We start from the raw sequence: 22,210 nt of genomic DNA, 5'->3' as shown, positions 1-22,210 counted from the left end.
TAATCACAACGTGAAACGGTATTGCAGGATCCAGGCCAGAATTGATTTCTTGTATACAAAAAATTAATTTCACGTATACGATATGACTGTGCACAGTCACTGACCGGAGCAGGTAATGAAGAGCGAAACAGGCCAGAAAACGGCGGCCGATCTGAATGATCGCGACGAACCCATCTATCAGGCGTTACTCACCGCTATTGTGGAACATCAGCTGCCACCGGGCAGTAAATTGCCAGAAGAGGCACTATCAGAAGTGTTTGGTGTGAGCCGAACCGGCATTCGCAAGGTGCTGCAGCGCCTCGCCGCGGTGCAAATGATCACCCTGTCGCCCAGGCGTGGTGCACAAGTGGCCACGCCGGGCGTTGATGAGGCGCGCGATATCTTTGCCACACGCAGCTTACTCGAGTGCGCCAATTTGCCCGCGGTGCTGGCTCACGTGCAGCCACCGCACCTTGCTGCCCTGAGCACACTCATTGAGGAAGAGCAGCAGGCACACGGACAGCACGATGGCGCAGCGGCAATTCGGCTCTCTGCGGCTTTTCATATTCAGCTACAGGCGATTTCCGGTAATCAGGTGCTGACGGATATGGTGACGCGCCTGACACAGCGCTCATCATTAGTGATTGCCGCCTATGGTGCGCCCTGGCAGCGCGGATGTCGTTGCGATCATCATGATCGGCTGGTGGATCTACTGCGACAGAAAGATCTTCCCGCGCTTACCGCAGCCTTACAGCATCATTTCGAACATATCGTGGCGAGCCTGCATTTTGAGCGCAGCGGCGAAACGTTACCCGATTTCACCCGGTTATTTTCCGGTCACAATGGAGCTGCATCATGAGCCTGATTCAAGTGATCAACCCCAACACCAGCCTGGCGATGACAGAAACAATCGGTGCAGCCGCGCGAGCGGTAGCGGCACCAGGTACTGAAATCCTGGCCGTGTGCCCGAGCGAGGGGGTGCCTTCAATTGAAGGGCATTTCGATGAAGCCATTGCGGCAATCGGCGTACTGGAACAGGTCAAGCTAGGCAAAGCACAGGGCGTGAGTGGCCACATTATTGCCTGCTTCGGCGATCCGGGGTTGCTGGCCGCGCGTGAACTGGCCAGCGGTCCGGTGATCGGTATTGCGGAAGCCGCGATGCACACGGCAACGCTGGTGGCGACACGTTTTTCAATCGTCACAACGCTACCGCGCACCCTGGTGATTGCCCGCCATCTGCTGCAGCAATATGGCTTTACCCATCATTGTGCGGCGTTGCACGCTATCGATCTTCCGGTGCTGGCGCTGGAAGATGGCAGCGGTGTGGCGCAGGAAAAAGTGCGCCAGCGTTGCATTCAGGCGAAGCGAGAAGATGGCAGTGGCGCGATAGTGCTGGGCTGTGGCGGTATGGCCTCACTGGCGCAAGAGTTGACGAAAGAGTTGGGCTTGCCGGTAATAGATGGTGTCAGCGCTTCAGTAAAAATGGTGGAATCGCTGGTGGCGCTCGGCTTTGGCACCAGCAAACACGGGGATTTAGATTACCCGATTGAAAAAGCGCTCAGCGGGGCATTTCAGCACCTAAACTAAGGGCTGGTTGGGGACTGACTAAGGAATTTACAGAATGAGTGATGTATCTGAAAAGAAAGAGTACAGCTTCAACAAAAACTACCCGCGTGACCTGATTGGCTATGCTAACCATCCGCCGCACGCACAGTGGCCGGGCAACGCGAAAGTGGCGGTGCAGTTTGTCCTCAACTATGAAGAGGGGGCAGAAAACAACGTGCTGCACGGCGATGCAGGTTCTGAGCAATTCCTGTCCGATATCATTGGCGCCGCCAGCTACGCCGACCGCCATATGTCGATGGATTCTCTCTATGAATACGGTTCGCGTGCAGGCTTTTGGCGCATTCACAACGAGTTTCAGAAGCGCGGATTGCCATTAACGGTTTTCGGCGTGGCGATGGCGCTGGCGCGTCATCCGGAGATTGTGGACGCAATCAAAGCTGCGGATTACGACGTAGTCAGTCATGGCTGGCGCTGGATCCATTATCAGTCGATGGATGCCAAAACCGAACGTCAGCACATGCAGCAGGCGGTGGATGTACTGCGCGATCTGTTTGGTAAAGCGCCCACCGGTTGGTATACCGGTCGCGACAGCCCCAACACCCGCCGCTTAGTGGTGGAGAACGGTGGCTTCAGTTATGACAGCGATTACTACGGCGACGATCTTCCGTTCTGGACGCAGGTAACGTGCCAGGATGGCACGGTGAAACCCCATCTGATCATTCCTTACACGCTGGAATGTAACGATATGCGCTTCGCCTCGCCGCAGGGTTTTAATACCGCCGAGCAGTTCTTTGTCTATCTGCGTGACACCTTTGATGTGTTGTATGAAGAGGGCGACACCGCGCCGAAGATGATGTCGATTGGCATGCACTGTCGACTGCTGGGCCGCCCGGGCAAATTCCGCGCCTTGCAGCGTTTCCTCGACCATATCCAGCAGCATGAGAATGTGTGGATTTGTACGCGCCAGCAAATCGCTGAACACTGGATGGAGACGCACCCGGCTCCTGCTGTTTAGCGACCTGCGATACTCCGCGCCGACACATTGGGCCGGTACGACATGAACTGTCGTACCGGGCCTGACCACGCCAGTTTAGTCATACTGACGAGCATCGGTTTATCACGCTAGCTCATTAAACTCACCTGCGCCGCGACAATCCGCCAGCCGTAAGGCATGCGCACCCATGTTTGTTGCTGGCGACCCATCTTCTCCACGCCTTCACGCGTGAACTCAGTGCTGCACACCGCGTAGTCATCTCCAAAGGTGGTGATCACCGTATTACGTAGCGTGCGATCCAATCCCTTCGATGGACGGGCAGCGCGAAATGCACGGATCTCATCAATGCCATACAGATTTTCCCCGGCGCCCAAACGCACGGTGCGATCGTCGTGCCAGAACAACTCATCCAGCACATCAACATTGTTGCTAACCAGCGCTTCTTCATAGCGATAAAACGCAGCGGTTACCTCAGCCAGCACAGCAGGACGATCAATATGTTCAGGTGTCATGGTTACGCATCCATCAGGGTGGTTTGTGGCAGGGTCAACCCTTGCTGCTGCAGTGCCCAGGCGGCGCGCAGTGCAAGATGTTCTTTAAACGGTGCAGCGATTAACTGTAAGCCAATCGGTAATCCGCTGGCAGTTTGCAAAGGCACGGTACAGACCGGCAAGCCGAGGAAGGAAATCGGCTGTGTCAGCATGCCCATACTGGCGCGCGTCGGCAAATCCAGGCCGTTAATGTGAATCGTCTCTTGCCCAATGGTGGTCGCGGTGCAAGGGGTCGCCGGTGCAATCAGGACATCGAATTGTTCAAACAGGGGTAACACCTGCTGTTGGAAATGACGGCGGAAGCGCTGCGCCTGCACATACCACGCGGAAGGCAGCATCGCACCGGCCAGCAGACGCTCGCGAGAGTTCGGTTCGAATTGCTCGGGCATATTGCGCAAAGCGGGCAGATAGTGATTGCCGCCTTCTGAGGCGGTGAGGATAAAGGCTGCTGAGCGGGCAATTTCCGCGTTGGCTAACGTGACTTCTTCGCTGGCATCCAGCGCTTGTGCCACCACTTGCAAGGCAGCGCGTGCTTCCTCGCTGCACCAGGTCGAAAAGAAACCGCCCAGCACTGCGCTACGTATGCCTTCTGCGCCTTTGACTAATCCGTCACTGGCCGGTTCCTTCGCCTGCGCTGCCTGGAAAGCATCGCTGGCATCGTGACCTTGCAGCGCATCGTACACCAGACTCAAATCTTCCACCGAGCGAGCAAACGGACCGATATGATCGAGGCTGGCAACAAAAGGATGACTGCCACTGCGCGATAAGCGACCAAAGGTCGGTTTGAGTCCATAGATACCGCACAACGAGGCCGGCACGCGGATCGAGCCATTGGTATCGGTACCCAGTGAGAAGTGCACCAAGCCCGACGCGACGGCCGCCGCCGAGCCGCCCGAGGAACCACCGGCCACGCGGCTCAAATCGCGCGGGTTATGGGTCGGGCCATAATGGGTGTTTTCGGTGGTAAAGCCGTAAGCATAGGCATCCATATTCAGCATGCCGGAGAGCAGTGCACCGGACTGACGCAGTTGACTCACCGCCCACGCATCTTCGCAGGCCGCTGCACGTTCACTGAACAAGCTGGCACCAGCAAGGGTGCTGTGACCGGCAACATCAAACAGGTTTTTAACCGCATAAGGAATACCCGCCAGCACAGGCAATACTTCACCGCGCTGGCGTTGCAAATCGACCTGATCCGCCTCGCGCAACATGCGCTGACCGGTGATTCCGGTCCACGCATTGAGCGCTGGATTGTGCTGTTCAATGGCGTTCAACGTCTGTTGCGCCACTTCACGGGCGCTAATATCACCTTGATTCAGCGCATGATTGAGCGCTTTGATGGATAACGATGCCAGTTTCATGGATGGAACACTCCTGCCACTTCCAGCCGGTCATCCAGCGGGAAAGCCATGAGCGGTTCAGCCATGGCGGCGATGCGATTGAACTGCACCAGCAATTCAGCGCGACGTGCTTCGTCCAGCTCCAGAGCCAGAATCTGTTCCATTTGAGCGATATAAGCCGCCCAGTCCGGTTGCGAATGCATGATGGTTTCCTTTAAAAGCCGGCTGCGCTGCCGTTGCTACGTGGATCGAAGGCACCTTCCAGCATGCCGTTATTGTGTCTGACGATGGCGCCAGCGTGGCCGACTACTTCGCTGAAATCAGGCAACAGCTCAACGTCATGGCCGAGTTCGCGCAACTGCTGCACCGTTTCTGCTGACATGCGCGCTTCGAGTTTGAGAGAGTCAGAGGATTGTCCCCAGGTTCGCCCCAGCAACCAGCGCGGTGCACTGACCGCCTGTTGCAGTGGCTGTCCCTGAATGACGTGGCGGGTAAAAATCGCCGCCTGCGTTTGTGGTTGGCCATCGCCCCCCATTGATCCGTAAACCATCGTGCGACCATCTTTCAGGCGCGCAGCCGCTGGATTTAAGGTATGGAACGGTTGTTTACCAGGTTCCAGCGCCAGCAGATGGCCCGGTTGCAGGCTAAAGGCGGCACCACGGTTTTGCCAGGTAATGCCTGTGCCCGGCAGTACGACGCCGCTGCCAAATTCGTGATAGATACTTTGGATAAAGGAGACGGCTAAGCCGCTGCTGTCCATCACGCCCATCCACACGGTATCGCCAGGACCTCGTCCGGTTCCCCACGGTGCGGCTTGCTGGTGGTTAATTTGCGCCGCCAGTGTGGCAAGGTGATCGGCATCGAGCAGCTCTTGCACATTGAAGTCGATGTGACGTGGATCGGTGATGTGTTTGTCGCGCAAGGCAAAGGCTTTTTTGGTGGCCTCAACAATGCGGTGCACGGTTTGTGCCTCATCCGCCTCTGCCATGTTCAACCGGTCGGTGATGCCCAGAATTGCCAGCGATACCAAACCTTGCGTCGGTGGCGTCATATTCCAGATGTCGCCCTCGCTGTGTGCCAGATGTAACGGCGTGCAGCGGCGCGCGTGCTGTTTCTGAAGATCTTCCAGGGTGATCGGCATACCCAGCGCGGTCATTTCACGTGCCAGATGGTGGGCCAGCTCGCCGCGATAGAAACTCTCCAGACCCTGTTCACTCAACACGCTAAGCGTATTGGCAAGCGCGGGCTGGGTAAAACGGCTACCGGCGCCAGGCACGGTGCCGTCAGGCAAGAAGGTCGCAGCGAAGCCAGGCTGATCAAGTAATTCATGTTGCTTTGCGGCAGTGGCCGCAGCCTGCGATGCAGTAACAGGAATGCCATCGGCAGCATAGCGAATGGCGTCACGCAGTAAACGGGCTAACGGCAACGGCGCAGAACCTAGCTCTTCAGCCAGCGTTAACGCCTCCTGCCAGCCACTCACCGTGCCCGCTACGGTTAGCGCGGCTTTAGGACCGCGATGCGGAATGTGGCTTTCGCCGTGATAGAAGTCGAGGTGCGCCAGCGAGCCTGCTGCGCCACTGGCATCGATAGCGATAGGATCGCCATTGGGCGGCACGACCAACCAAAAGCCATCGCCGCCCAAGCCGTTCATGTGCGGATAGACAACCGCGATAGTGGCCGCGGCCGCCACCATCGCTTCAATCGCGTTGCCGCCTTCGCGTAAAACCGCCAGTGCGCTTTCACTGGCGAGATGATGTGGGGTGACGGCCATGCCGAGCGGAGCCATGTTGCTCTGTATCATAGTGAACTCTTCATCATTGATTCTTTTGTAGGGGGGATTAGGTTAGTGGTCGCCATAATGGGAGCCCCTACAAATCCGTGAGGAGATCTAAGCAAGAGCTGTTCCAGTTTTGGTTGGACATCAATGTGGATCGATTTGTGCTAGCTTGTGATGAAACGAAAGTTACAGGACCCATGATGAAACAGCTTGATGAACGCCTTCGCAGTCACTATCCGCAGCTGTCGCCGCAGGAGCAGCGTATTGCTGATTTTGTGTTTGACCATTTTGATGACCTGATCAGCTACAACAGCGCAGAGCTGGCGCGGCTGAGCGGGGTATCGAAGGCGACAGTCAGCCGCCTGTTTAAACGTCTGGGCTATGAGAAATACAAGGACATGCGTGATGAGCTGCGTACGCTGCGTCAGAGCGGCATGCCCCTCACCGACAACCGCGATGCGGTGCAGGGCAATACCTTACTGTCGCGTCATTACAAGCAGGAGATGGCGAACCTGACGCAGTGGGTGAACAGCATCGACCCGCAGCAGTTTGGCGAAGTGATTCAGGCGATGGGTGACGCAAAGCGGGTGTTTATTATCGGCATGCGTAACGCCTATCCGGTGGCATTGCACCTGCGCCAGCAGTTAATGCAGGCGCGTCCGCAGGTACATGTGCTCCCGCAACCCGGCCAGACGCTGGGCGAGGAGTTGGTGGATATCACATCCGAAGATATCGTGGTGGTGATGGCCTTCCGTCGCCGTCCACGCATCATCCGCCCCCTGATGCAGCAGCTACAGCAGAGCAACATCCCGGTGCTGGCGCTGTGCGAGCCGCAGGCGCAAGGCATTATCACCCTGGCACACTGGCAGCTGTGTGCGCCGCTCGACAGCGTCTCCGCCTTTGATAGCTATGCCTCGGCGATGAGTCTGATCAACCTGCTGGCGAATGCACTGCTGCATGAAATGCTGTCGCAAGGTCGTCAGCGTATTCATCAAATTGCCGATCTTTATCAGCATCTGGATGAACTGGAACACCGATAGTGGGCACCACTTTGGTGCTTTGCACCTTTTTGGATCGGGTTTTTATGCGGGCTTAAAGCCCGTTTTTATCGCCCCAAACTCCGTGTTTATTCGTTTTTCTTCCCTTTACTCCTCGCACCCTGTGGTTGGCACATTAGTTGCAAATCGTTTTATCAAGAATCTTTTGTTTCACGATAAACTCACCGGGGTGCATAATGAAAAAAGTTTTACTGGCAGTCGCAGGCGCAGCATTGCTGATGGCTCAGGTCGGCAGTGCGATGGCCGATCAGCTACAAGACATTCAGAAGCGTGGCGTCATCCGCATTGCGGTGCCGCAGGACTTCCCGCCGTTTGGTTCAGTTGGCACGGATTTGCAGCCGCAGGGCTATGACATCGACATGGCCAAGTACCTGGCAAAGGAGATGAAACTGAAGTTGCAGCTGGTCCCTGTTTCCAGCGCCAACCGCGTGCCGTATCTGCAAACCGATAAAGTGGATCTGGTGATCTCCAGCATGGGCAAAAACGCCGAACGCGAGAAAGTGATCGATTTCAGCCGTGCCTATGCGCCGTTCTTCCTCGGCGTATTTGGTCCAAAAGGCGAGCCACTGAAAGATGCGGCGGCATTGAGCGGCAAATCAATTGGTGTGACGCGCGGTGCAGTGGAAGACATGGTGTTGAGCGATGTGGCGCCAAAAGATGCTCAGGTAAAGCGTTATGAAGATAACAACACCACGCTGTCAGCCTATCTTTCTGGTCAAGTGCAGTACGTCGCGACCGGTAACCTCGTGGTAGCGGCCATTGCGCGCCAGAACGCAGAAAAAGCACCGGTGCCGCAGTTCATGCTGAAAGATTCACCGTGCTTTATCGGTCTGAAGAAAGATGAACCGGCGCTGAAAGACAAAGTGAATGCGTTGATTGAGCAGGGCATCAAAGACGGTACGCTGAACAAGCTGTCAGAAGAGTGGCTGAAAGCCCCACTGCCAGCCAACCTCGGCGCATAACGCAATGATTGGGCAACTCAATTTTGCAGATCTCTGGCCGCACTGGCCAGAGTTACTGGCAGGGCTGTGGGTCACGATTCAGATAACGGTTCTCGCCACGGTGGGCGGGGTGAGTCTGGGGATTCTCGGCGCGGCGCTGCGCAGTGGCAAACCGAGCTGGGCGAGTCGCATCTGGGGCGTTTATGTCGAGCTGATCCGTAACACGCCATTCGTGGTACAGCTGTTTTTTATCGTCTTTGGTTTGCCCAATCTTGGTCTGAAACTGACGGCGGGCGAAGCAGCGCTGCTGGCGATGTTGATTAACCTTGGCGCGTATAGCACTGAAATTATCCGTGCCGGGATTCAGGTGACGCCGAAAGGGCAGTGGGAAGCGGGCCGTGTGCTGGGGTTGACCCGCACGCAGACCTTTATCCGCGTGGTACTGCCGCCGTCGCTGCAACGAATTTATCCGGCGCTGGTCAGCCAGTGCATCATTGTGATGCTGGGTTCATCGGTGGTGTCGCAGGTGTCGTACGAAGAGCTGACCTTCGCCGCCAACCTGATTCAGTCGCGTACATTCTTGAGTTTTGAAGTCTATCTGGTGACCACGCTGATCTATCTGGCGTTGTCGATTGCCATGCGACAGCTGCTGCTGGCGCTGGGGCGTAAATGGTTTGGAGCGCAGCCCGCATGACAACCTTTACTGACTGGGACATCCTGCGCAACCTGCTGCTGGCGGCGCGCTGGACGATTTTACTGTCGCTGGTGGCTTTTTTCGGCGGCACGCTGGTGACCTTACCGCTGCTGTTTTTGCGCCTGCTGAATCGCCCATGGCTGACGCGCCTGATTCGCTGCTACACCGAACTGTTTCAAGGTACGCCGTTGTTGATGCAGCTGTTCCTCGCCTTCTTTGGCGTCGGGCTGTTTGGCATTGATGTGGCACCCTGGACCGCCGCTTCGCTGGCATTGACCTTCTACACCAGCGCATTTTTGGTGGATATCTGGCACGGCAGTATTCGTGCGCTGCCGAAAGGCCAGTGGGAAGCATCGCGCTGCCTCGGCCTGACTTTTGGTCAAACGCTGTTTCGCGTGGTGGCACCACAGGCGATTCGCATCGCCATCGCGCCGACCGTGGGCTTTGCCGTTCAGGTGATCAAAGGCACCGCGCTGGCATCGATTATCGGTTTCGTCGAGCTGACTAAAGCCGGCACTATTTTGAACAATGTGACGTATCAGCCCTTTAAGGTATTTGGCCTGGTGGCGCTGGGTTACTTCCTGATGTGTTATCCGCTGTCGCGTTACAGCCAGTACCTGGAGAAAAAATTCAATGCCGCTCATCACCATTAATCAGGTCCAGAAGTACTACGGCGACAACCACGTTCTGAAAGGTGTCGATCTGGATATCGACAACGGCGAGGTGATTTCGATCATCGGCCGCAGCGGCTCGGGAAAAAGTACCTTGCTGCGCTGCATGAACGGACTGGAAGGCTACCAGGAAGGCAGCATCAAACTCGGCGGTATGACGATCACCGACCGTGAATCACAGGCGCGTGAAATCAGCCGCTCGGTGGGCATGGTGTTCCAGAACTTCAACCTGTTCCCGCACATGACCGCGCTGGAAAACGTGATGCTGGCGCCGCGCCGGGTACTGAAGAAAAGCGAAACTGAATGCCGCGAGCTGGCGACGCAGATGCTGGAGAAAGTCGGCCTTGGCGAACGCATTAACTACTACCCGGCCAATTTATCCGGTGGACAACAACAGCGCGTGGCGATTGCCCGTGCGCTGGCGATGCAGCCGAAAGTATTACTCTGTGACGAGATCACCTCAGCGCTCGATCCTGAACTGGTGGGCGAAGTGCTGAAGGTGCTGGAACAGCTAGCTGCCGAAGGCATGACCTTGATCCTCGTTACCCATGAAATGAACTTCGCCCGTGATGTGGGCGATCGCGTGGTGTTTATGCATCAGGGCCGCGTCTGGGAGCAGGGCGACAGCAAAACGCTGTTTGCCAATCCGCAGACCGCCGAGCTTAAACAGTTTATCTCCACCGTCCGTCTTTAAGTCTTCAAAAGGAATAGCACATGGATATCAGTCAGTTTTCGCAAATTAATCCACCACAACGCCTGCTGATGGGGCCTGGTCCTATCAACGCCGATCCGCGTGTCCTGCGCGCCATGTCGAGCCAGTTGCTGGGTCAGTACGATCCGGCGATGACGCACTACATGAATGAAGTGATGGCGCTGTATCGTGGTGTATTTCGTACCGAAAACCGCTGGACCATATTGATTGACGGCACCTCGCGCGCCGGTATCGAAGCGATTCTGCTCTCGGCTATCCGTCCGGGCGACAAAGTGCTGGTACCGGTGTTTGGCCGCTTTGGTCATCTGCTGTGTGAGATTGCCCGCCGCTGCCGCGCCGAAGTGCACACTATTGAAGTGCCGTGGGGCGAAGTGTTCACCCCCGATCAAATTGAAGACGCGATCAAAAAAGTGCAGCCACGCCTGCTGCTGACGGTGCAGGGCGATACCTCCACCACCATGCTGCAACCGCTGGAACAACTCGGTGCCATCTGCCAGAAATATGGCGTGCTGTTCTATACCGATGCCACCGCTTCACTCGGCGGTAACGTGCTGGAAACCGATGCCTGGGGGCTGGATGCGGTCTCTGCCGGTATGCAGAAGTGCCTTGGCGGTCCGTCGGGCACTTCGCCGATTACCCTCAGCCCGCAGATGGAAGCGGTGATCCGCAAACGTAAGTGTGTGGAAGAGGGCATCCGTACCGCGGATCATCAGGATGGCGATGAGGAGATGATCTACTCCAACTATTTCGATCTCGGCATGATCATGGATTACTGGGGGCCGGAGCGTCTGAACCACCATACCGAAGCCACCACCGCGCTGTTTGGTGCACGTGAGTGCGCGCGTTTGATGATGCAGGAAGGGCTGGATAAAGGCATTGCACGTCATAAGTTGCATGGCGAGGCGATGCTGAAAGGTATTCAGGGCATGGGCCTCGAAACCTTTGGTGACCTGAAACACAAGATGAACAACGTCCTCGGCGTGGTGATCCCGCAGGGCGTGAATGGCGATCAGGTGCGCAAATTGGTGCTGGAAGATTTTGGTATTGAGATCGGCACCTCGTTTGGCCCGCTGCACGGCAAAGTGTGGCGCATCGGCACCATGGGCTACAACGCGCGCAAAGATTGCGTGATGCAAACCCTGAGCGCGCTGGAAGCGGTATTGAACCATGTGGGTTACCGTTCGACACAAGGCGCGGCCATGCAGGCGGCGTGGGATCATTACGGGAGCCACGCATGAGCAACAGCCTGATGACCGCCAGCGAGGCGCAGTCCGCCGCTGCCCGCGTCATGGCACGCTGCGATGCCCTGGCTGAAATCAGTGAAAGTGAGGATGGCCTGACGCGTGTCTATCTCTCGCCTGAACAGGTCCGCGCCAACGCCCGCGTGGCAGAATGGATGCAGGCGGCCGGCATGACCACCTGGCAAGATGCGGTGGGCAATATCTGCGGTCGTTATGAGTCTGCTGAACCCGGCGCGCAGGCGCTGCTGCTGGGCTCTCATCTGGATACGGTGCGCAATGCCGGACGTTATGACGGCATGCTGGGTGTGCTGAGTGCCATTGAAACCGTGCAGTGGCTGCACGATCGGCAGCAGCGCTTACCGCTGGCGATTGAGATTGTCGGATTCGGCGATGAAGAGGGCACGCGCTTTGGCATCACGCTGTTGGGCAGCCGGGGCATTACCGGCACATGGCCCGAGAGTTGGGTAACGCATCCGGATGGCAACGGTATAACTGTGGCGGAAGCGATGCAGGATCTCGGTCTGGACGCTGCCAACATTTTGCAGGCGGCACGCGACGTCAACGACATTGCGGCTTACCTCGAGCTGCACATTGAACAAGGGCCGTGTCTGGAACAGGAAGATCTGGCGCTTGGCGTGGTGACCGCGATTAACGGCGCGCGCCGTTTGAATTGCAGCTTTATCGGTGAAGCGGGCCACGCTGGCACGGTGCCGATGACCCATCGTAAAGACGCACTGGCCGCCGCCGCCGAGTGGATGGTGTTTGTTGAGCACACCACCGCCGAGCAAGATCCCCAACTGGTGGCCACGGTCGGCACCCTGAGCTGTTTGCCGGGCGCAGTGAATGTTATCCCCGGTGAAGTGCAGTTTTCACTGGATGTGCGTGGGCCGCAGGATGAGCCGCTGGAGCGCCTGTTGTCCGCGCTGCTGACACAAGCCGAAGCGATTGCCTTGCGGCGTGGACTGACTTTTACCGCCAGCGAGTATTACCGTATTGCGGCAACCGCCTGCGATGCACGTTTGCAACAGGCGCTAAGCCACGCGGTGGAAACAGTGCAGGGCCGCAGCGTTTCTTTGCCAAGCGGCGCAGGGCACGACGCGATTGCGATCGCCGATCGCTGGCCTGTGGGTATGCTGTTCGTGCGCAACCATCGCGGTATTAGCCATCATCCAGCCGAGTCCGTGCAGGTAGCGGATGTGGCGCTGGGCGTGCAGGCTTATCTGCAAGCGGTCAACGATCTGGCACAGGCTTAAGGAGCCGTTGCATGGAGTTAGCGGTGTTTAACGATGCCACGCCCAATGAGGCACACACAGCGATAGCCCACTGCGTGGCGATTCCTGACTGGCAGCAGGCGCTGGTGGCCGCACGGCCTTTCGCCGATGTTTCAGCGCTCTATAAGACCGCTGAAACGCTGGCAAAGCGCTGGCAAGGTGCCGAACTGGAACAGGCATTACGCGCGCACCCACGTATTGGTGAAAAAGCCGCGGGCGCGGGCAAAGAGGCAGTATTGTCACGCAATGAGCAGTCGGCGATGCAGCAGGCCGATGGCGCGCTGCAATTTGCCATGCTGGCGGGCAATCAATCCTATGAACAGCGCTTCAGCCGGGTGTTTTTGATTCGCGCCAAAGGACGCAGTGGCGAGGAGATGCTGGCGGAATTGCAGCGCAGGCTCAACAATGATGCAGAGACAGAGCAGCAGGAAGCGCTGACGCAACTGCGTGAAATCACCCTGTTACGGCTTAAGGAGAGCATTGTATGAGCACCATTACTACTCACATTCTGGATACCGCGCTGGGTAAACCCGCCATCGGCGTGGCCATATCCCTGGAGCAGAACAGCCCGGAAGGCTGGTTGCCGATCGCGGAGGGTGAAACCGATAGCGACGGCCGTATCAAGGATTTAACGCCTGAGCCGTTAGCGCCAGGCCATTATCGATTGACCGCAGAGATCGGTGACTATTTCGCTGCTGACGGACGCGATGCGCTGTACGTCAGTGCACAGATTGATTTTGTGATTAGTTCAGCGGGCAGCCATTATCATCTGCCGTTCCTGATCTCACCGTGGTCGTGGTCAACCTATCGCGGCAGCTAATTTTGTCACGGCCACCCGAAACGGCGGCTCTGCAACACTCCAATGACTGCAGGGCGCGCATTTCGGTACACCTGGCTGTAAACGATACCTGTTTAATGACGCATTTATGCTCACCCGGCTGTAAACGACACCTGTTTTAATGACGCATTCATGCACACCCGGCTGTAAACGACACCCGTTTAGATGACGCATTTATGCGTAGCTGGCCGCGAATGACACTGTCTTAGTGACGAAATTATGCGCAATTGGCGATAAGCCCCTACTTTCTGTGCGCCATGTCACACGCTGCGCTTGAAAGACAGTAACTATCAAAACCTTCGGTTCATCCAAATATATTCTTTCACGATGTGCGGTTATCTTTACCGGACAATGTGAAGCAAACGGAGCCGAAAAATGAGCACGCACGACAATAACGATAATGCAGCAGCGTCAGGTAAGTGCCCCTTTCATCACGGGGCGTCTGAAGAAAAAAGCGTACTGGCACGTGGAGCGGGGAGCGGAACAACCAACCGCGACTGGTGGCCAAATATGTTACGTGTCGACCTGTTAAACCAGCACTCCAGCCGTTCCAATCCCCTCAGTGAAAACTTCAACTACCGCGACGAGTTCAGCAAGCTGGATTACCCGGCGTTAAAAGCGGATATCCGCGCTATTCTGATCGACTCTCAATCCTGGTGGCCAGCCGACTGGGGCAGCTATATTGGGCTGTTCATTCGCATGGCGTGGCACAGTGCCGGTACTTACCGCACCGTGGATGGTCGTGGCGGTTCCGGCCGTGGTCAGCAGCGTTTCGCACCGCTGAACTCCTGGCCGGATAACGTCAGCCTCGATAAAGCGCGTCGCCTGCTGTGGCCGGTGAAGCAGAAGTACGGGCAGAAAATTTCCTGGGCCGATCTCTACATTCTGGCGGGCAACGTATCGCTGGAGAACGCCGGTTTCCGCACCTTCGGCTTTGGTGCCGGACGTGAAGATGTGTGGGAACCGGATATGGATGTGGATTGGGGTAACGAAACTGAATGGCTGGCGCATCGCCACCCAGAAAGTCTTGCCAATGCGCCGGTGGGTGCCACCGAAATGGGTCTGATTTACGTCAACCCGGAAGGCCCGGAAGCCAGCGGCGATCCAAAATCAGCTGCGCCAGCCATTCGTGCCACCTTTGGCAATATGGGCATGAACGATGAAGAGATCGTCGCGCTGATTGCCGGTGGTCATACATTGGGTAAAACGCACGGTGCGGCTGCCGCCAGCCATGTAGGTGTTGATCCAGAAGCCTCGCCTCTGGAAGCGCAGGGCCTCGGCTGGAACAGTAGCTATGGCAGTGGCGCAGGTGCGGATGCCATTACTTCCGGCCTGGAAGTGGTATGGACACAGACACCTACCCAGTGGAGCAACTACTTCTTCGAGAACCTGTTCAAATACGAATGGGTACAGACACACAGCCCAGCAGGCGCGATCCAGTTCGAAGCGGTGGATGCGGAAGCGATCATTCCAGACCCGTTCGATCCCGAGAAAAAGCGCAAGCCCACCATGCTGGTGACCGATCTGACGCTGCGGTTTGACGAAGAGTTTGGCAAGATCTCCCGCCGTTTCCTCAACGATCCGCAGGCGTTCAATGAAGCCTTTGCCCGCGCCTGGTTCAAACTGACCCATCGTGATATGGGGCCAAAAGCGCGTTACATCGGCCCTGAAGTGCCGAAGGAAGATTTGATTTGGCAGGATCCGTTGCCAGCGGCAACACATCAGCCAGGCGCTGATGACATCACTGATCTGAAAGCAAAAATTGCTGCTTCAGGCTTAAGTGCTAGCCAACTGGTCTCTGCTGCCTGGGCATCTGCTTCCACTTTCCGTGGCGGTGACAAACGTGGCGGCGCCAACGGTGCACGTCTGGCACTGGCACCGCAAAACGGTTGGGCAGTGAATGCCAGCGTGATTCACGATGTGTTGCCAACCCTGCAGAAAATTCAGCAGGAGTCTGGTAAAGCGTCGCTGGCGGATGTGATTGTGCTGGCCGGCAGCGTCGGCATCGAACTGGCTGCCGCAGCGGCAGGTGTGGCGGTACAAGTGCCGTTTATTCCGGGCCGCGTCGATGCACGTCAGGACCAGACTGAGGTTGAGTCGTTCGATGTGCTGCAACCGCTGGCGGATGGTTTCCGTAACTATCGTCGTATCGCAGGTGGCTCATCCACCGAAACCTTGTTGCTGGATAAAGCACAGCAACTGACGCTAAGCGCGCCGGAATTAACCGTGCTGCTGGGTGGTCTGCGCGTGCTGGGCACCAACTTCGATGGTAGTCAGCACGGTGTGTTCACCGATCGTGTCGGCGTACTGAGCAATGACTTCTTCGTCAATCTGCTGGATATGCGCACCGCATGGCGCGCTACCGATGAGAGCGCCGAACTGTTCGAAGGCCGCGATCGTGCCAGTGGTGAAGTGAAATACAGCGCCACGCGCGCCGACCTGGTGTTTGGTTCCAACGCCATCCTGCGTGCACTGGCCGAAGTCTATGCCAGCAGCGATGCCAAACAGAAGTTCGTCAATGACTTCGTGGCAGCCTGGACCAAGGTGATGAATTTGGATCGCTTCGAGCTGTAATCAAACTCAAGCCGCAGCGTTCACACGTTGCGGCTTTTTCTGTTTAATCTTCGCGAAAGGCTTCGAAGGGTAGTTTAAAACGTTTTGCCAGCGCCGCTTTATGCTTATCCGTTAGCTTACGTTCACCTCTCAAAATACGGCTAACATAAGAACGCTGACCAATTTCCTGAATGAATGATGATTGGTTTAAATCGTGTTGATCCATCAATACACGCAGCAGCGCGATTCCGCCCGGCAGGGTGTTAACGCGTGCATTGAAGGCTGCAAACTCCGGCGCATGCTCTTCATATTTCGCGACTTTATCAGCCAGCATATCAATCAATGGATGAGAGGGCTGATGCTCAACCAAATACTCAACCAGCTCTAACGCTTGCTCATAATCTGCTTTCGATTGACTACCGCCAAGCAGGGGGACGGCTTTGATGAGGTTATCTGAGGCCTGAATAGCTTCGGCGATCATTCTTTGTTCTCCCGATAGAACTTAACCCATTTATCGTATTCAGCATGAGTACTGATGTGCTTAATGAAAATACATCCAGCGATGAAGTCGGCAAAAAACATCAACCTAAGATTGTTGCCACCAATATTGATCACCCACCATTTCACCCGATACTTCATTCGATCCAGGCTTGGAAAAAAGTGTTTAAGTGCTTCAGGGTCGGCAAAATCTCTGCCATGTAGAGTCCGATAAGTGGCATCCAGTGCTGCTGCATCATTGGGAAAGCGTAATGCCGCTTCAGCAAACATCTTCCTTGAAATAACGTGCATCATTCCCTCGCCATGTTCCAACATGGAAACATTGTAGCCGAAGATTGTCGTGTTTCCAATGTGGAAACAAAATAAATAGAGTGATAAAGCCGCGTCAGAGAGACGCGGCAAGACATTTACTTCAACGTATACCCATCGGCATCGCGCCATGCCGGGAAGCGATCGCGGTAGGCTTGCAGATCGTCCAGTGACAGCTCCGCATCCAGCCGGGCGCGGGCAAAAGGTTCGCCAGCGGCGAGTATCTCACCGAGCGGCGAAATAATCCGGCTGTCTCCGCTGTATTGATGGCTATTGCCGTCGCTGCCGACACGGTTACAACCGGCGACATACGCCTGATTTTCAATCGCACGGGCCATCAGCAAAGACTGCCAGTGCAGTGCACGTGGTGCTGGCCAGTTGGCAACATAGAGCGCCAGATCGTAATCATTGTGATTGCGTGAGAACACCGGGAAACGCAGGTCGTAACAAATCTGCGGCAGAATACGCCAGCCGCGCCAGGTAAACACTTCTCGCGTATCGCCTGCAACATAGTGTTCATGCTCATTCGCCATGCGGAACAGATGGCGTTTGTCATACTGATGAACAGTGCCATTCGGCTCAACCAGCAGAAAACGGTTCACGGCACCTTTTTCGGTCTGGATGGCTGCGCTGCCACCGACCAGCGCATTACTGGTTTTCGCATGGCCGTGCAGCCATTCAATGACCTGTTGCTGCGGCAGCGAACTCTCCGCTGCTTCCATGGCAAAACCCGTGGTGAACATTTCAGGCAGCAGAATCAGATCGCGACCTTCAATGCCTTTCAATACGCCATCGAAGTGATGCAGGTTGGCTTCGCCATCCATCCAACTCAGGGTTTCCTGCAGAACGGTAATTTTTAAAGCTGACATAAGCGCTCCGCAGCGGCGATAAGTGTCGCGGGTTGTTTGGCAAAACACAGGCGAATCAGCTTGTGCGGGAACGGATCGGCGCAGAATACCGACAGCGGAATGGCTGCCACGCCAATTTCTTTGGTCAGCCACTGGCAGAAACTGACGTCATCCAGATCGGAAATGGCGCTGTAATCCAGCAGCACAAAGTAAGTGCCTTCACACGGCAACACCCTGAAGCGGCTACCCGACAATGCATCAACCAGGCAATCGCGGCGTGCGCGATAGAAGGCGGGCAGGTCACGATAATGTTCTGGCTCCTGACGCAGCATATCGGCAATTGCCAGCTGCGCCGGGGTATTGACCGAAAACGTCAGATACTGATGTACTTTACGGATTTCGGCGCTGATCGCTGCTGGTGCAACACAGTAGCCCACTTTCCATCCGGTCATATGGAAGGTTTTGCCAAACGAAGAGACGGCAATGGCACGCTGGCGTAACTCGGCATGCGCTAACACGCTGGCGTGGCCCTCTGCATCAAAACAGATGTGCTCGTAGACTTCATCGCTTAGCACATAGATTTCCTGCTCAGCGATCGCCTGCCATAACTCGGCATAATCGCTTTTACGCCACACGGTCGCAGAAGGGTTGTGCGGCGTATTCAGAATCACTAAACGGGTTTTCGCGCTCAGCAGGCTGCGGAATTCGCTCCAGTCCACGCGGAATCCCGGTGGCTGCAATGCAATGCGTTTCAGCACGCCGCCGGCCAGTTGAACAGCAGGCGCGTAACTGTCGTAGCTGGGATCGAAGCAGATCACTTCATCGCCCGGACGCACCAGCGCCGTAATGGCGGCATACAGCGCTTCGGTCGCGCCCGCGGTCACGGTAATATCGTTGTTAACATCGGGCGTGTGACCGTAAAGCTCAGCGGTTTTATCGGCAATCGCTTCACGCAGGGGTAACACACCGATCATCGGCGCATATTGGTTTGCGCCCTGGCTCACATGATAGGCCAGACGATCCTGTAAATATTGCGGGCCGTCAAAATCCGGAAAACCCTGTGATAAATTGATGGCGTTGAACTGCGCGGCAAGGGCGCTCATTTGCGTGAAAATCGTGGTGCCGAGTGCCGGTAATTTGCTCTCGGGAGTCAGGTTGAGCTGCGTCATTATTTAGTGGCCTTAAGCGCGAATGTCGATGCGGAGAAACCCTGTGTTGCTGCCACTCTACACAGGATGCTAATATTTGGCAATCGAGACGCTTAGACGTCTAAACCTATCAGCGGAGCCTCACCTTCACTATGACGGATTTTCTCCCACTGGAACATTTAGTGGCCGCCTGCCACTGGATTGGCGAAAAAGGCTGGGCACCCGCTACCGGCGGAAACATGTCGGTGCGTCAGAACGCGGAATACTGCCTGCTGAGCGCATCGGGTAAAGATAAAGGTAGCCTGACACGTGATGACTTCATTCAGGTTGAGATCGCCACCAACAGCGTGCCTTCCGGGCGCAAACCGTCGGCGGAAACCGGGCTGCATACCTTAATTTATCGTCTGTTTCCGCAAGCGGGTGCCGTGCTGCATACTCATACGGTGAACTCCACTGTGCTGTCGCGCGTGGAGCGTGGAAGCGCATTACTGCTGAGCGGTTATGAGATGCAGAAAACCCTCGCGGGTCAGGAGACGCATCTCAATACCGTTGCGATTCCCCTGTTTGATAACGACCAGGATATTGATGCACTGGCGCAGCGCATTGAAGCGTTTGCTGCCGAGACTCCGTTGCAGTATGGCTTCCTGCTACGTGGTCATGGCTTAACCTGCTGGGGCAAAGACGTCAACGAAGCGCGCCGCCACCTGGAAGGGCTGGAATTCCTGTTTGAATGTGAACTGCAACGTCGACTGCTGGAGACCCAATGATTCGCGCGATAGTTACTGATATTGAAGGCACCACCAGTGATATTCAGTTTGTGCACAATGTCCTGTTTCCTTATGCACGTCAGCATCTGGCAGCCTTCGTGCGGGATAACCAAACGGATGAGAAGGTGGTTGCGGCGCTAAACGCAGTGCGTGAAGAGTCAGCGGCGCCACAAGCATCGTTGGATGACCTCATCGCCACGCTGATCGGTTTTATCGATGAAGATCGCAAATCGCCCGGTTTAAAAGCGCTGCAGGGGATGATCTGGCGTGCGGGTTACGTTGAAGGTCAGTTCACCGGCCATCTTTATCCCGATGTGCTGCCTGCTTTTGAACGCTGGAAGCAACAGGGGATTGCCCTGTATGTTTATTCCTCGGGATCGGTGCCTGCGCAGAAACTGTTATTTGGCTACAGCGATGAAGGTGATTTAACCTCGCTGTTTAGCGGCTATTTTGACACAGCGGTGGGCGCCAAGCGTGAAACCCAGTCGTATCACAACATCGCCGAACACATTGGCCTGGCACCCTCTTCGTTGCTGTTCCTGTCAGATATCCATCAGGAACTGGATGCCGCGGCACAAGCAGGCTGGCACACATTGCAGTTAATTCGTGGCGAGGCCGATAACGCCAGTCGCCATCACCAGGTAAACGATTTTTCGCAGATTAATCCGGAGTCGATTTAACATGAGTGCACTGACAATTTTTAGCGATACCGAATCCAGCCAGCCACTGTGGCACAGTACCGATGCCGAGGCGATTCGCGAGCGCCTGAACGCCAAAAACGTCCGCTTTGAGCGTTGGGAAGCGGATCGCGATCTGGGTAACGACCCTGATGCTGAAACGGTGATCAAAGCCTATCAGCACGCGATCGATCGTCTGGTGGCAGAGAAAGGCTATCAGAGTTGGGATGTGCTGAGCATGCGTGCTGACAATCCTAACAAGCAGGTGTTGCGCGAGAAGTTCCTGAATGAACACACGCACAGCGAAGATGAAGTGCGTTTCTTCGTCGAAGGGTCTGGTCTGTTTTGCCTGCATATTGGCAATGAGGTTTACCAGATTCTGTGCGAGAAGAATGATCTGATTTCAGTACCTGAAGGCACGGCACACTGGTTTGATATGGGCTCTGAACCGCACTTTACTGCGATTCGTATTTTCGATAATCAGGAAGGCTGGATCGCCAACTTTACCGGCGACAAGATTGCGGATGCTTATCCCCGTCTGGCATAACGCGCTGTGCGCGTAAACCCGCACACGACAAAATGGATTAAGCCATTGAAAGGTCACGCTTCAGGGTGCATCTGACAACCCAGGGCTCGTCCTCATAAGGTCGCCATTGATGGCGACCTTTTCATTTCTGGCGCACCCTTAAGGCTGAAAAATCCCTTCCTGAACCTGCTCTGGCGTCACGACGCCGGTATCCAACACCCAACCGCTGATCAGTGCAGCTGGGGTGACATCAAATGCCGGATTGAAGACCACCGCGTTATCCGGTGCCCACTGCACACTACCAAAACTGCCGGATACGCCGGTGACTTCGCTGGCGGCACGCTGCTCAATCGGGATGGCATCGCCGTTCGGGCATTGACGATCCAGCGTGGTGTGCGGCGCCGCCACATAGAACGGAATGCCGTGATAGTGCGCCAGTACCGCCAGGCTGTAGGTGCCGATTTTGTTCGCCACGTCGCCGTTAGCGGCAATGCGGTCCGCGCCGACCCAAATCGCATCGACCACGCCGCGCGCCATTAAACTTGCAGCCATCGAATCGGTGATCAGCTGGTAGGGAATGTGCAGCTCGCCCAGTTCCCACGCGGTTAAACGACCGCCCTGCAGCAGTGGTCGCGTCTCATCCACCCAGACGCTTTTCACTAATCCTTGCTGATGGGCATGCGCAATCACGCCCAGTGCTGTACCCACGCCTGCGGTGGCGAGACCGCCGGTATTACAGTGCGTCAGCAGCTGGCTGCCCGGCTTGACCAGAGCGCTGCCGGCGCGGGCAATGTTGTCACACAGCTGCTTATCTTCTGCCACCAGGCGCAGCGCTTCGGCGCTCAGGGCGTTGACGTGATCGCTCTCCGCCAGCGCAATCTTCATACGATCCAGATTGTTCATCAGGTTGACGGCAGTCGGGCGCGATGCACGCAACACCTCCAGCGCTTCCGCCAATGCCGCGCGGGTGACACCTTGCTCGCCCAGCAGCGCCAGCAGCAAGCTGGCTGAAAGGCCAATCAGCGGGGCACCGCGCACGCGCAGCGCATGGATGTGATCAACCAACTGCGTCACAGTGTGCGCAGGCAGCCAGTTTTGTTGTTGTGGCAGCGCTTGCTGGTCGAGGATCCACAGTTGATTATCGCGGACCTCAAGACTGGTGGTACGAAGTGTTTGCATGGTGTGAAATCCCTGTTGCGTTAATAGCGGCTATTGTGCCAACATGCGTGACGGATGTATAGACGTCCAAAC

Annotated in this window: 25 protein-coding genes; 16 read left to right on the top strand and 9 right to left on the bottom strand. The window is 56.1% G+C overall.

The window, feature by feature from the left end; translation table 11 throughout:
• The first annotated feature begins 115 nt into the window (after positions 1 to 115).
• The 3 genes from LH22_RS17735 to puuE are packed head-to-tail and all read left to right on the top strand — an operon-like array spanning position 116 to position 2,560.
• On the top strand, positions 116 to 838 hold the full coding sequence (locus tag LH22_RS17735; RefSeq protein WP_038648847.1) for a GntR family transcriptional regulator: 723 nt from the start codon (positions 116 to 118) through the stop codon (positions 836 to 838).
• Positions 835 to 1,566, top strand: coding sequence for an allantoin racemase (gene hpxA / locus LH22_RS17730; RefSeq protein ID WP_038648844.1), 732 nt, complete (start codon positions 835 to 837; stop codon positions 1,564 to 1,566). Before LH22_RS17735 ends, hpxA begins: the two co-directional genes overlap by 4 nt.
• 34 nt (positions 1,567 to 1,600) lie before the next feature.
• Positions 1,601 to 2,560 carry an allantoinase PuuE gene (gene puuE, locus LH22_RS17725; protein ID WP_038648841.1) on the top strand — a complete coding sequence of 320 codons (960 nt, stop codon included), beginning with the start codon at positions 1,601 to 1,603 and terminating at the stop codon, positions 2,558 to 2,560.
• Between the two features lie 107 nt (positions 2,561 to 2,667).
• Here the strand turns inward: puuE and hpxZ are convergent, their stop codons facing one another.
• From hpxZ to LH22_RS17705, 4 genes are read right to left on the bottom strand one after another with little or no spacing between them, the layout of a single operon-like run.
• A complete protein-coding gene (gene hpxZ / locus LH22_RS17720) occupies positions 2,668 to 3,051 on the bottom strand; it encodes an oxalurate catabolism protein HpxZ (protein WP_038648839.1) in 384 nt (127 codons plus the stop codon).
• A 2-nt stretch (positions 3,052 to 3,053) separates the two neighbouring features.
• Complete coding sequence (locus tag LH22_RS17715; protein ID WP_038648837.1) at positions 3,054 to 4,451, bottom strand: AtzE family amidohydrolase; 1,398 nt, start codon at positions 4,449 to 4,451, stop codon at positions 3,054 to 3,056.
• Positions 4,448 to 4,633: an oxalurate catabolism protein HpxX gene (gene hpxX / locus LH22_RS17710; protein WP_034825399.1), complete on the bottom strand. Its 186-nt coding sequence runs from the start codon at positions 4,631 to 4,633 to the stop codon at positions 4,448 to 4,450. The genes LH22_RS17715 and hpxX overlap by 4 nt, the downstream gene beginning before the upstream one ends.
• Before the next feature lie 11 nt (positions 4,634 to 4,644).
• Positions 4,645 to 6,231 (bottom strand): gamma-glutamyltransferase family protein, encoded by a 1,587-nt coding sequence (locus LH22_RS17705; protein WP_038648835.1) that lies wholly within the window; start codon positions 6,229 to 6,231, stop codon positions 4,645 to 4,647.
• Positions 6,232 to 6,407: 176 nt separating this feature from the next.
• On the opposite strand from LH22_RS17705, the gene hpxU reads away from it, so the two are divergent.
• From hpxU to katG, 10 genes are all read left to right on the top strand, one after another.
• Positions 6,408 to 7,247, top strand: coding sequence for a MurR/RpiR family transcriptional regulator HpxU (gene hpxU / locus LH22_RS17700; protein ID WP_038648833.1), 840 nt, complete (start codon positions 6,408 to 6,410; stop codon positions 7,245 to 7,247).
• Positions 7,248 to 7,441: 194 nt separating this feature from the next.
• On the top strand, positions 7,442 to 8,227 hold the full coding sequence (locus LH22_RS17695) for a transporter substrate-binding domain-containing protein (RefSeq protein WP_038648830.1): 786 nt from the start codon (positions 7,442 to 7,444) through the stop codon (positions 8,225 to 8,227).
• A gap of 4 nt (positions 8,228 to 8,231) precedes the next feature.
• Positions 8,232 to 8,900: an amino acid ABC transporter permease gene (locus LH22_RS17690; RefSeq protein WP_038648825.1), complete on the top strand. Its 669-nt coding sequence runs from the start codon at positions 8,232 to 8,234 to the stop codon at positions 8,898 to 8,900.
• Positions 8,897 to 9,553 carry an amino acid ABC transporter permease gene (locus LH22_RS17685; protein ID WP_038648823.1) on the top strand — a complete coding sequence of 219 codons (657 nt, stop codon included), beginning with the start codon at positions 8,897 to 8,899 and terminating at the stop codon, positions 9,551 to 9,553. Before LH22_RS17690 ends, LH22_RS17685 begins: the two co-directional genes overlap by 4 nt.
• Positions 9,534 to 10,265 (top strand): amino acid ABC transporter ATP-binding protein, encoded by a 732-nt coding sequence (locus LH22_RS17680; protein WP_038648820.1) that lies wholly within the window; start codon positions 9,534 to 9,536, stop codon positions 10,263 to 10,265. The genes LH22_RS17685 and LH22_RS17680 overlap by 20 nt, the downstream gene beginning before the upstream one ends.
• 20 nt (positions 10,266 to 10,285) lie before the next feature.
• Entirely contained in the window at positions 10,286 to 11,521 is a 1,236-nt protein-coding gene (locus LH22_RS17675; protein WP_038648818.1) for a pyridoxal-phosphate-dependent aminotransferase family protein, read from the top strand.
• The gene (gene hpxK / locus LH22_RS17670) at positions 11,518 to 12,777 is read left to right on the top strand and encodes an allantoate amidohydrolase (RefSeq protein WP_038648815.1); all 1,260 of its coding nucleotides are present in this window, start codon (positions 11,518 to 11,520) and stop codon (positions 12,775 to 12,777) included. The genes LH22_RS17675 and hpxK overlap by 4 nt, the downstream gene beginning before the upstream one ends.
• Before the next feature lie 11 nt (positions 12,778 to 12,788).
• The gene (gene uraD, locus LH22_RS17665; RefSeq protein ID WP_038648810.1) at positions 12,789 to 13,283 is read left to right on the top strand and encodes a 2-oxo-4-hydroxy-4-carboxy-5-ureidoimidazoline decarboxylase; all 495 of its coding nucleotides are present in this window, start codon (positions 12,789 to 12,791) and stop codon (positions 13,281 to 13,283) included.
• Positions 13,280 to 13,615: a hydroxyisourate hydrolase gene (uraH, locus tag LH22_RS17660; RefSeq protein ID WP_038648808.1), complete on the top strand. Its 336-nt coding sequence runs from the start codon at positions 13,280 to 13,282 to the stop codon at positions 13,613 to 13,615. Before uraD ends, uraH begins: the two co-directional genes overlap by 4 nt.
• A gap of 393 nt (positions 13,616 to 14,008) precedes the next feature.
• Positions 14,009 to 16,207 (top strand): catalase/peroxidase HPI, encoded by a 2,199-nt coding sequence (katG, locus tag LH22_RS17655; protein WP_038648806.1) that lies wholly within the window; start codon positions 14,009 to 14,011, stop codon positions 16,205 to 16,207.
• Between the two features lie 43 nt (positions 16,208 to 16,250).
• On the opposite strand, the gene LH22_RS17650 is transcribed toward katG, so the two are convergent.
• The 4 genes from LH22_RS17650 to LH22_RS17635 all read right to left on the bottom strand — a co-directional run bounded on the left by LH22_RS17650 (position 16,251) and on the right by LH22_RS17635 (position 19,010).
• Complete coding sequence (locus LH22_RS17650; protein WP_038648804.1) at positions 16,251 to 16,667, bottom strand: helix-turn-helix domain-containing protein; 417 nt, start codon at positions 16,665 to 16,667, stop codon at positions 16,251 to 16,253.
• A complete protein-coding gene (locus LH22_RS17645) occupies positions 16,664 to 16,975 on the bottom strand; it encodes a type II toxin-antitoxin system HigB family toxin (RefSeq protein ID WP_038650259.1) in 312 nt (103 codons plus the stop codon). Before LH22_RS17645 ends, LH22_RS17650 begins: the two co-directional genes overlap by 4 nt.
• Before the next feature lie 116 nt (positions 16,976 to 17,091).
• The gene (locus tag LH22_RS17640) at positions 17,092 to 17,862 is read right to left on the bottom strand and encodes an amidohydrolase (protein ID WP_038648801.1); all 771 of its coding nucleotides are present in this window, start codon (positions 17,860 to 17,862) and stop codon (positions 17,092 to 17,094) included.
• Entirely contained in the window at positions 17,850 to 19,010 is a 1,161-nt protein-coding gene (locus LH22_RS17635) for a pyridoxal phosphate-dependent aminotransferase (protein ID WP_038648799.1), read from the bottom strand. The genes LH22_RS17640 and LH22_RS17635 overlap by 13 nt, the downstream gene beginning before the upstream one ends.
• A gap of 131 nt (positions 19,011 to 19,141) precedes the next feature.
• On the opposite strand from LH22_RS17635, the gene LH22_RS17630 reads away from it, so the two are divergent.
• From LH22_RS17630 to LH22_RS17620, 3 genes are read left to right on the top strand one after another with little or no spacing between them, the layout of a single operon-like run.
• On the top strand, positions 19,142 to 19,756 hold the full coding sequence (locus LH22_RS17630; protein WP_038648797.1) for a methylthioribulose 1-phosphate dehydratase: 615 nt from the start codon (positions 19,142 to 19,144) through the stop codon (positions 19,754 to 19,756).
• Positions 19,753 to 20,436 carry an acireductone synthase gene (gene mtnC, locus LH22_RS17625; protein ID WP_038648794.1) on the top strand — a complete coding sequence of 228 codons (684 nt, stop codon included), beginning with the start codon at positions 19,753 to 19,755 and terminating at the stop codon, positions 20,434 to 20,436. The genes LH22_RS17630 and mtnC overlap by 4 nt, the downstream gene beginning before the upstream one ends.
• A gap of 1 nt (position 20,437) precedes the next feature.
• A complete protein-coding gene (locus LH22_RS17620) occupies positions 20,438 to 20,980 on the top strand; it encodes a 1,2-dihydroxy-3-keto-5-methylthiopentene dioxygenase (RefSeq protein ID WP_038648791.1) in 543 nt (180 codons plus the stop codon).
• A 138-nt stretch (positions 20,981 to 21,118) separates the two neighbouring features.
• Here LH22_RS17620 and mtnA read toward each other — a convergent pair whose 3' ends face one another.
• Positions 21,119 to 22,138 carry an S-methyl-5-thioribose-1-phosphate isomerase gene (gene mtnA, locus LH22_RS17615; protein WP_038648788.1) on the bottom strand — a complete coding sequence of 340 codons (1,020 nt, stop codon included), beginning with the start codon at positions 22,136 to 22,138 and terminating at the stop codon, positions 21,119 to 21,121.
• Between the last annotated feature and the right edge of the window lie 72 nt (positions 22,139 to 22,210).

The sequence above is a fragment of the Pantoea rwandensis genome, assembly GCF_000759475.1.
GTDB classification, from domain to species: Bacteria; Pseudomonadota; Gammaproteobacteria; order Enterobacterales; family Enterobacteriaceae; genus Pantoea; species Pantoea rwandensis_B.
Note: the sequence above shows the minus strand (reverse complement) of the source record. Positions and strands in the feature narration are given on the sequence as shown.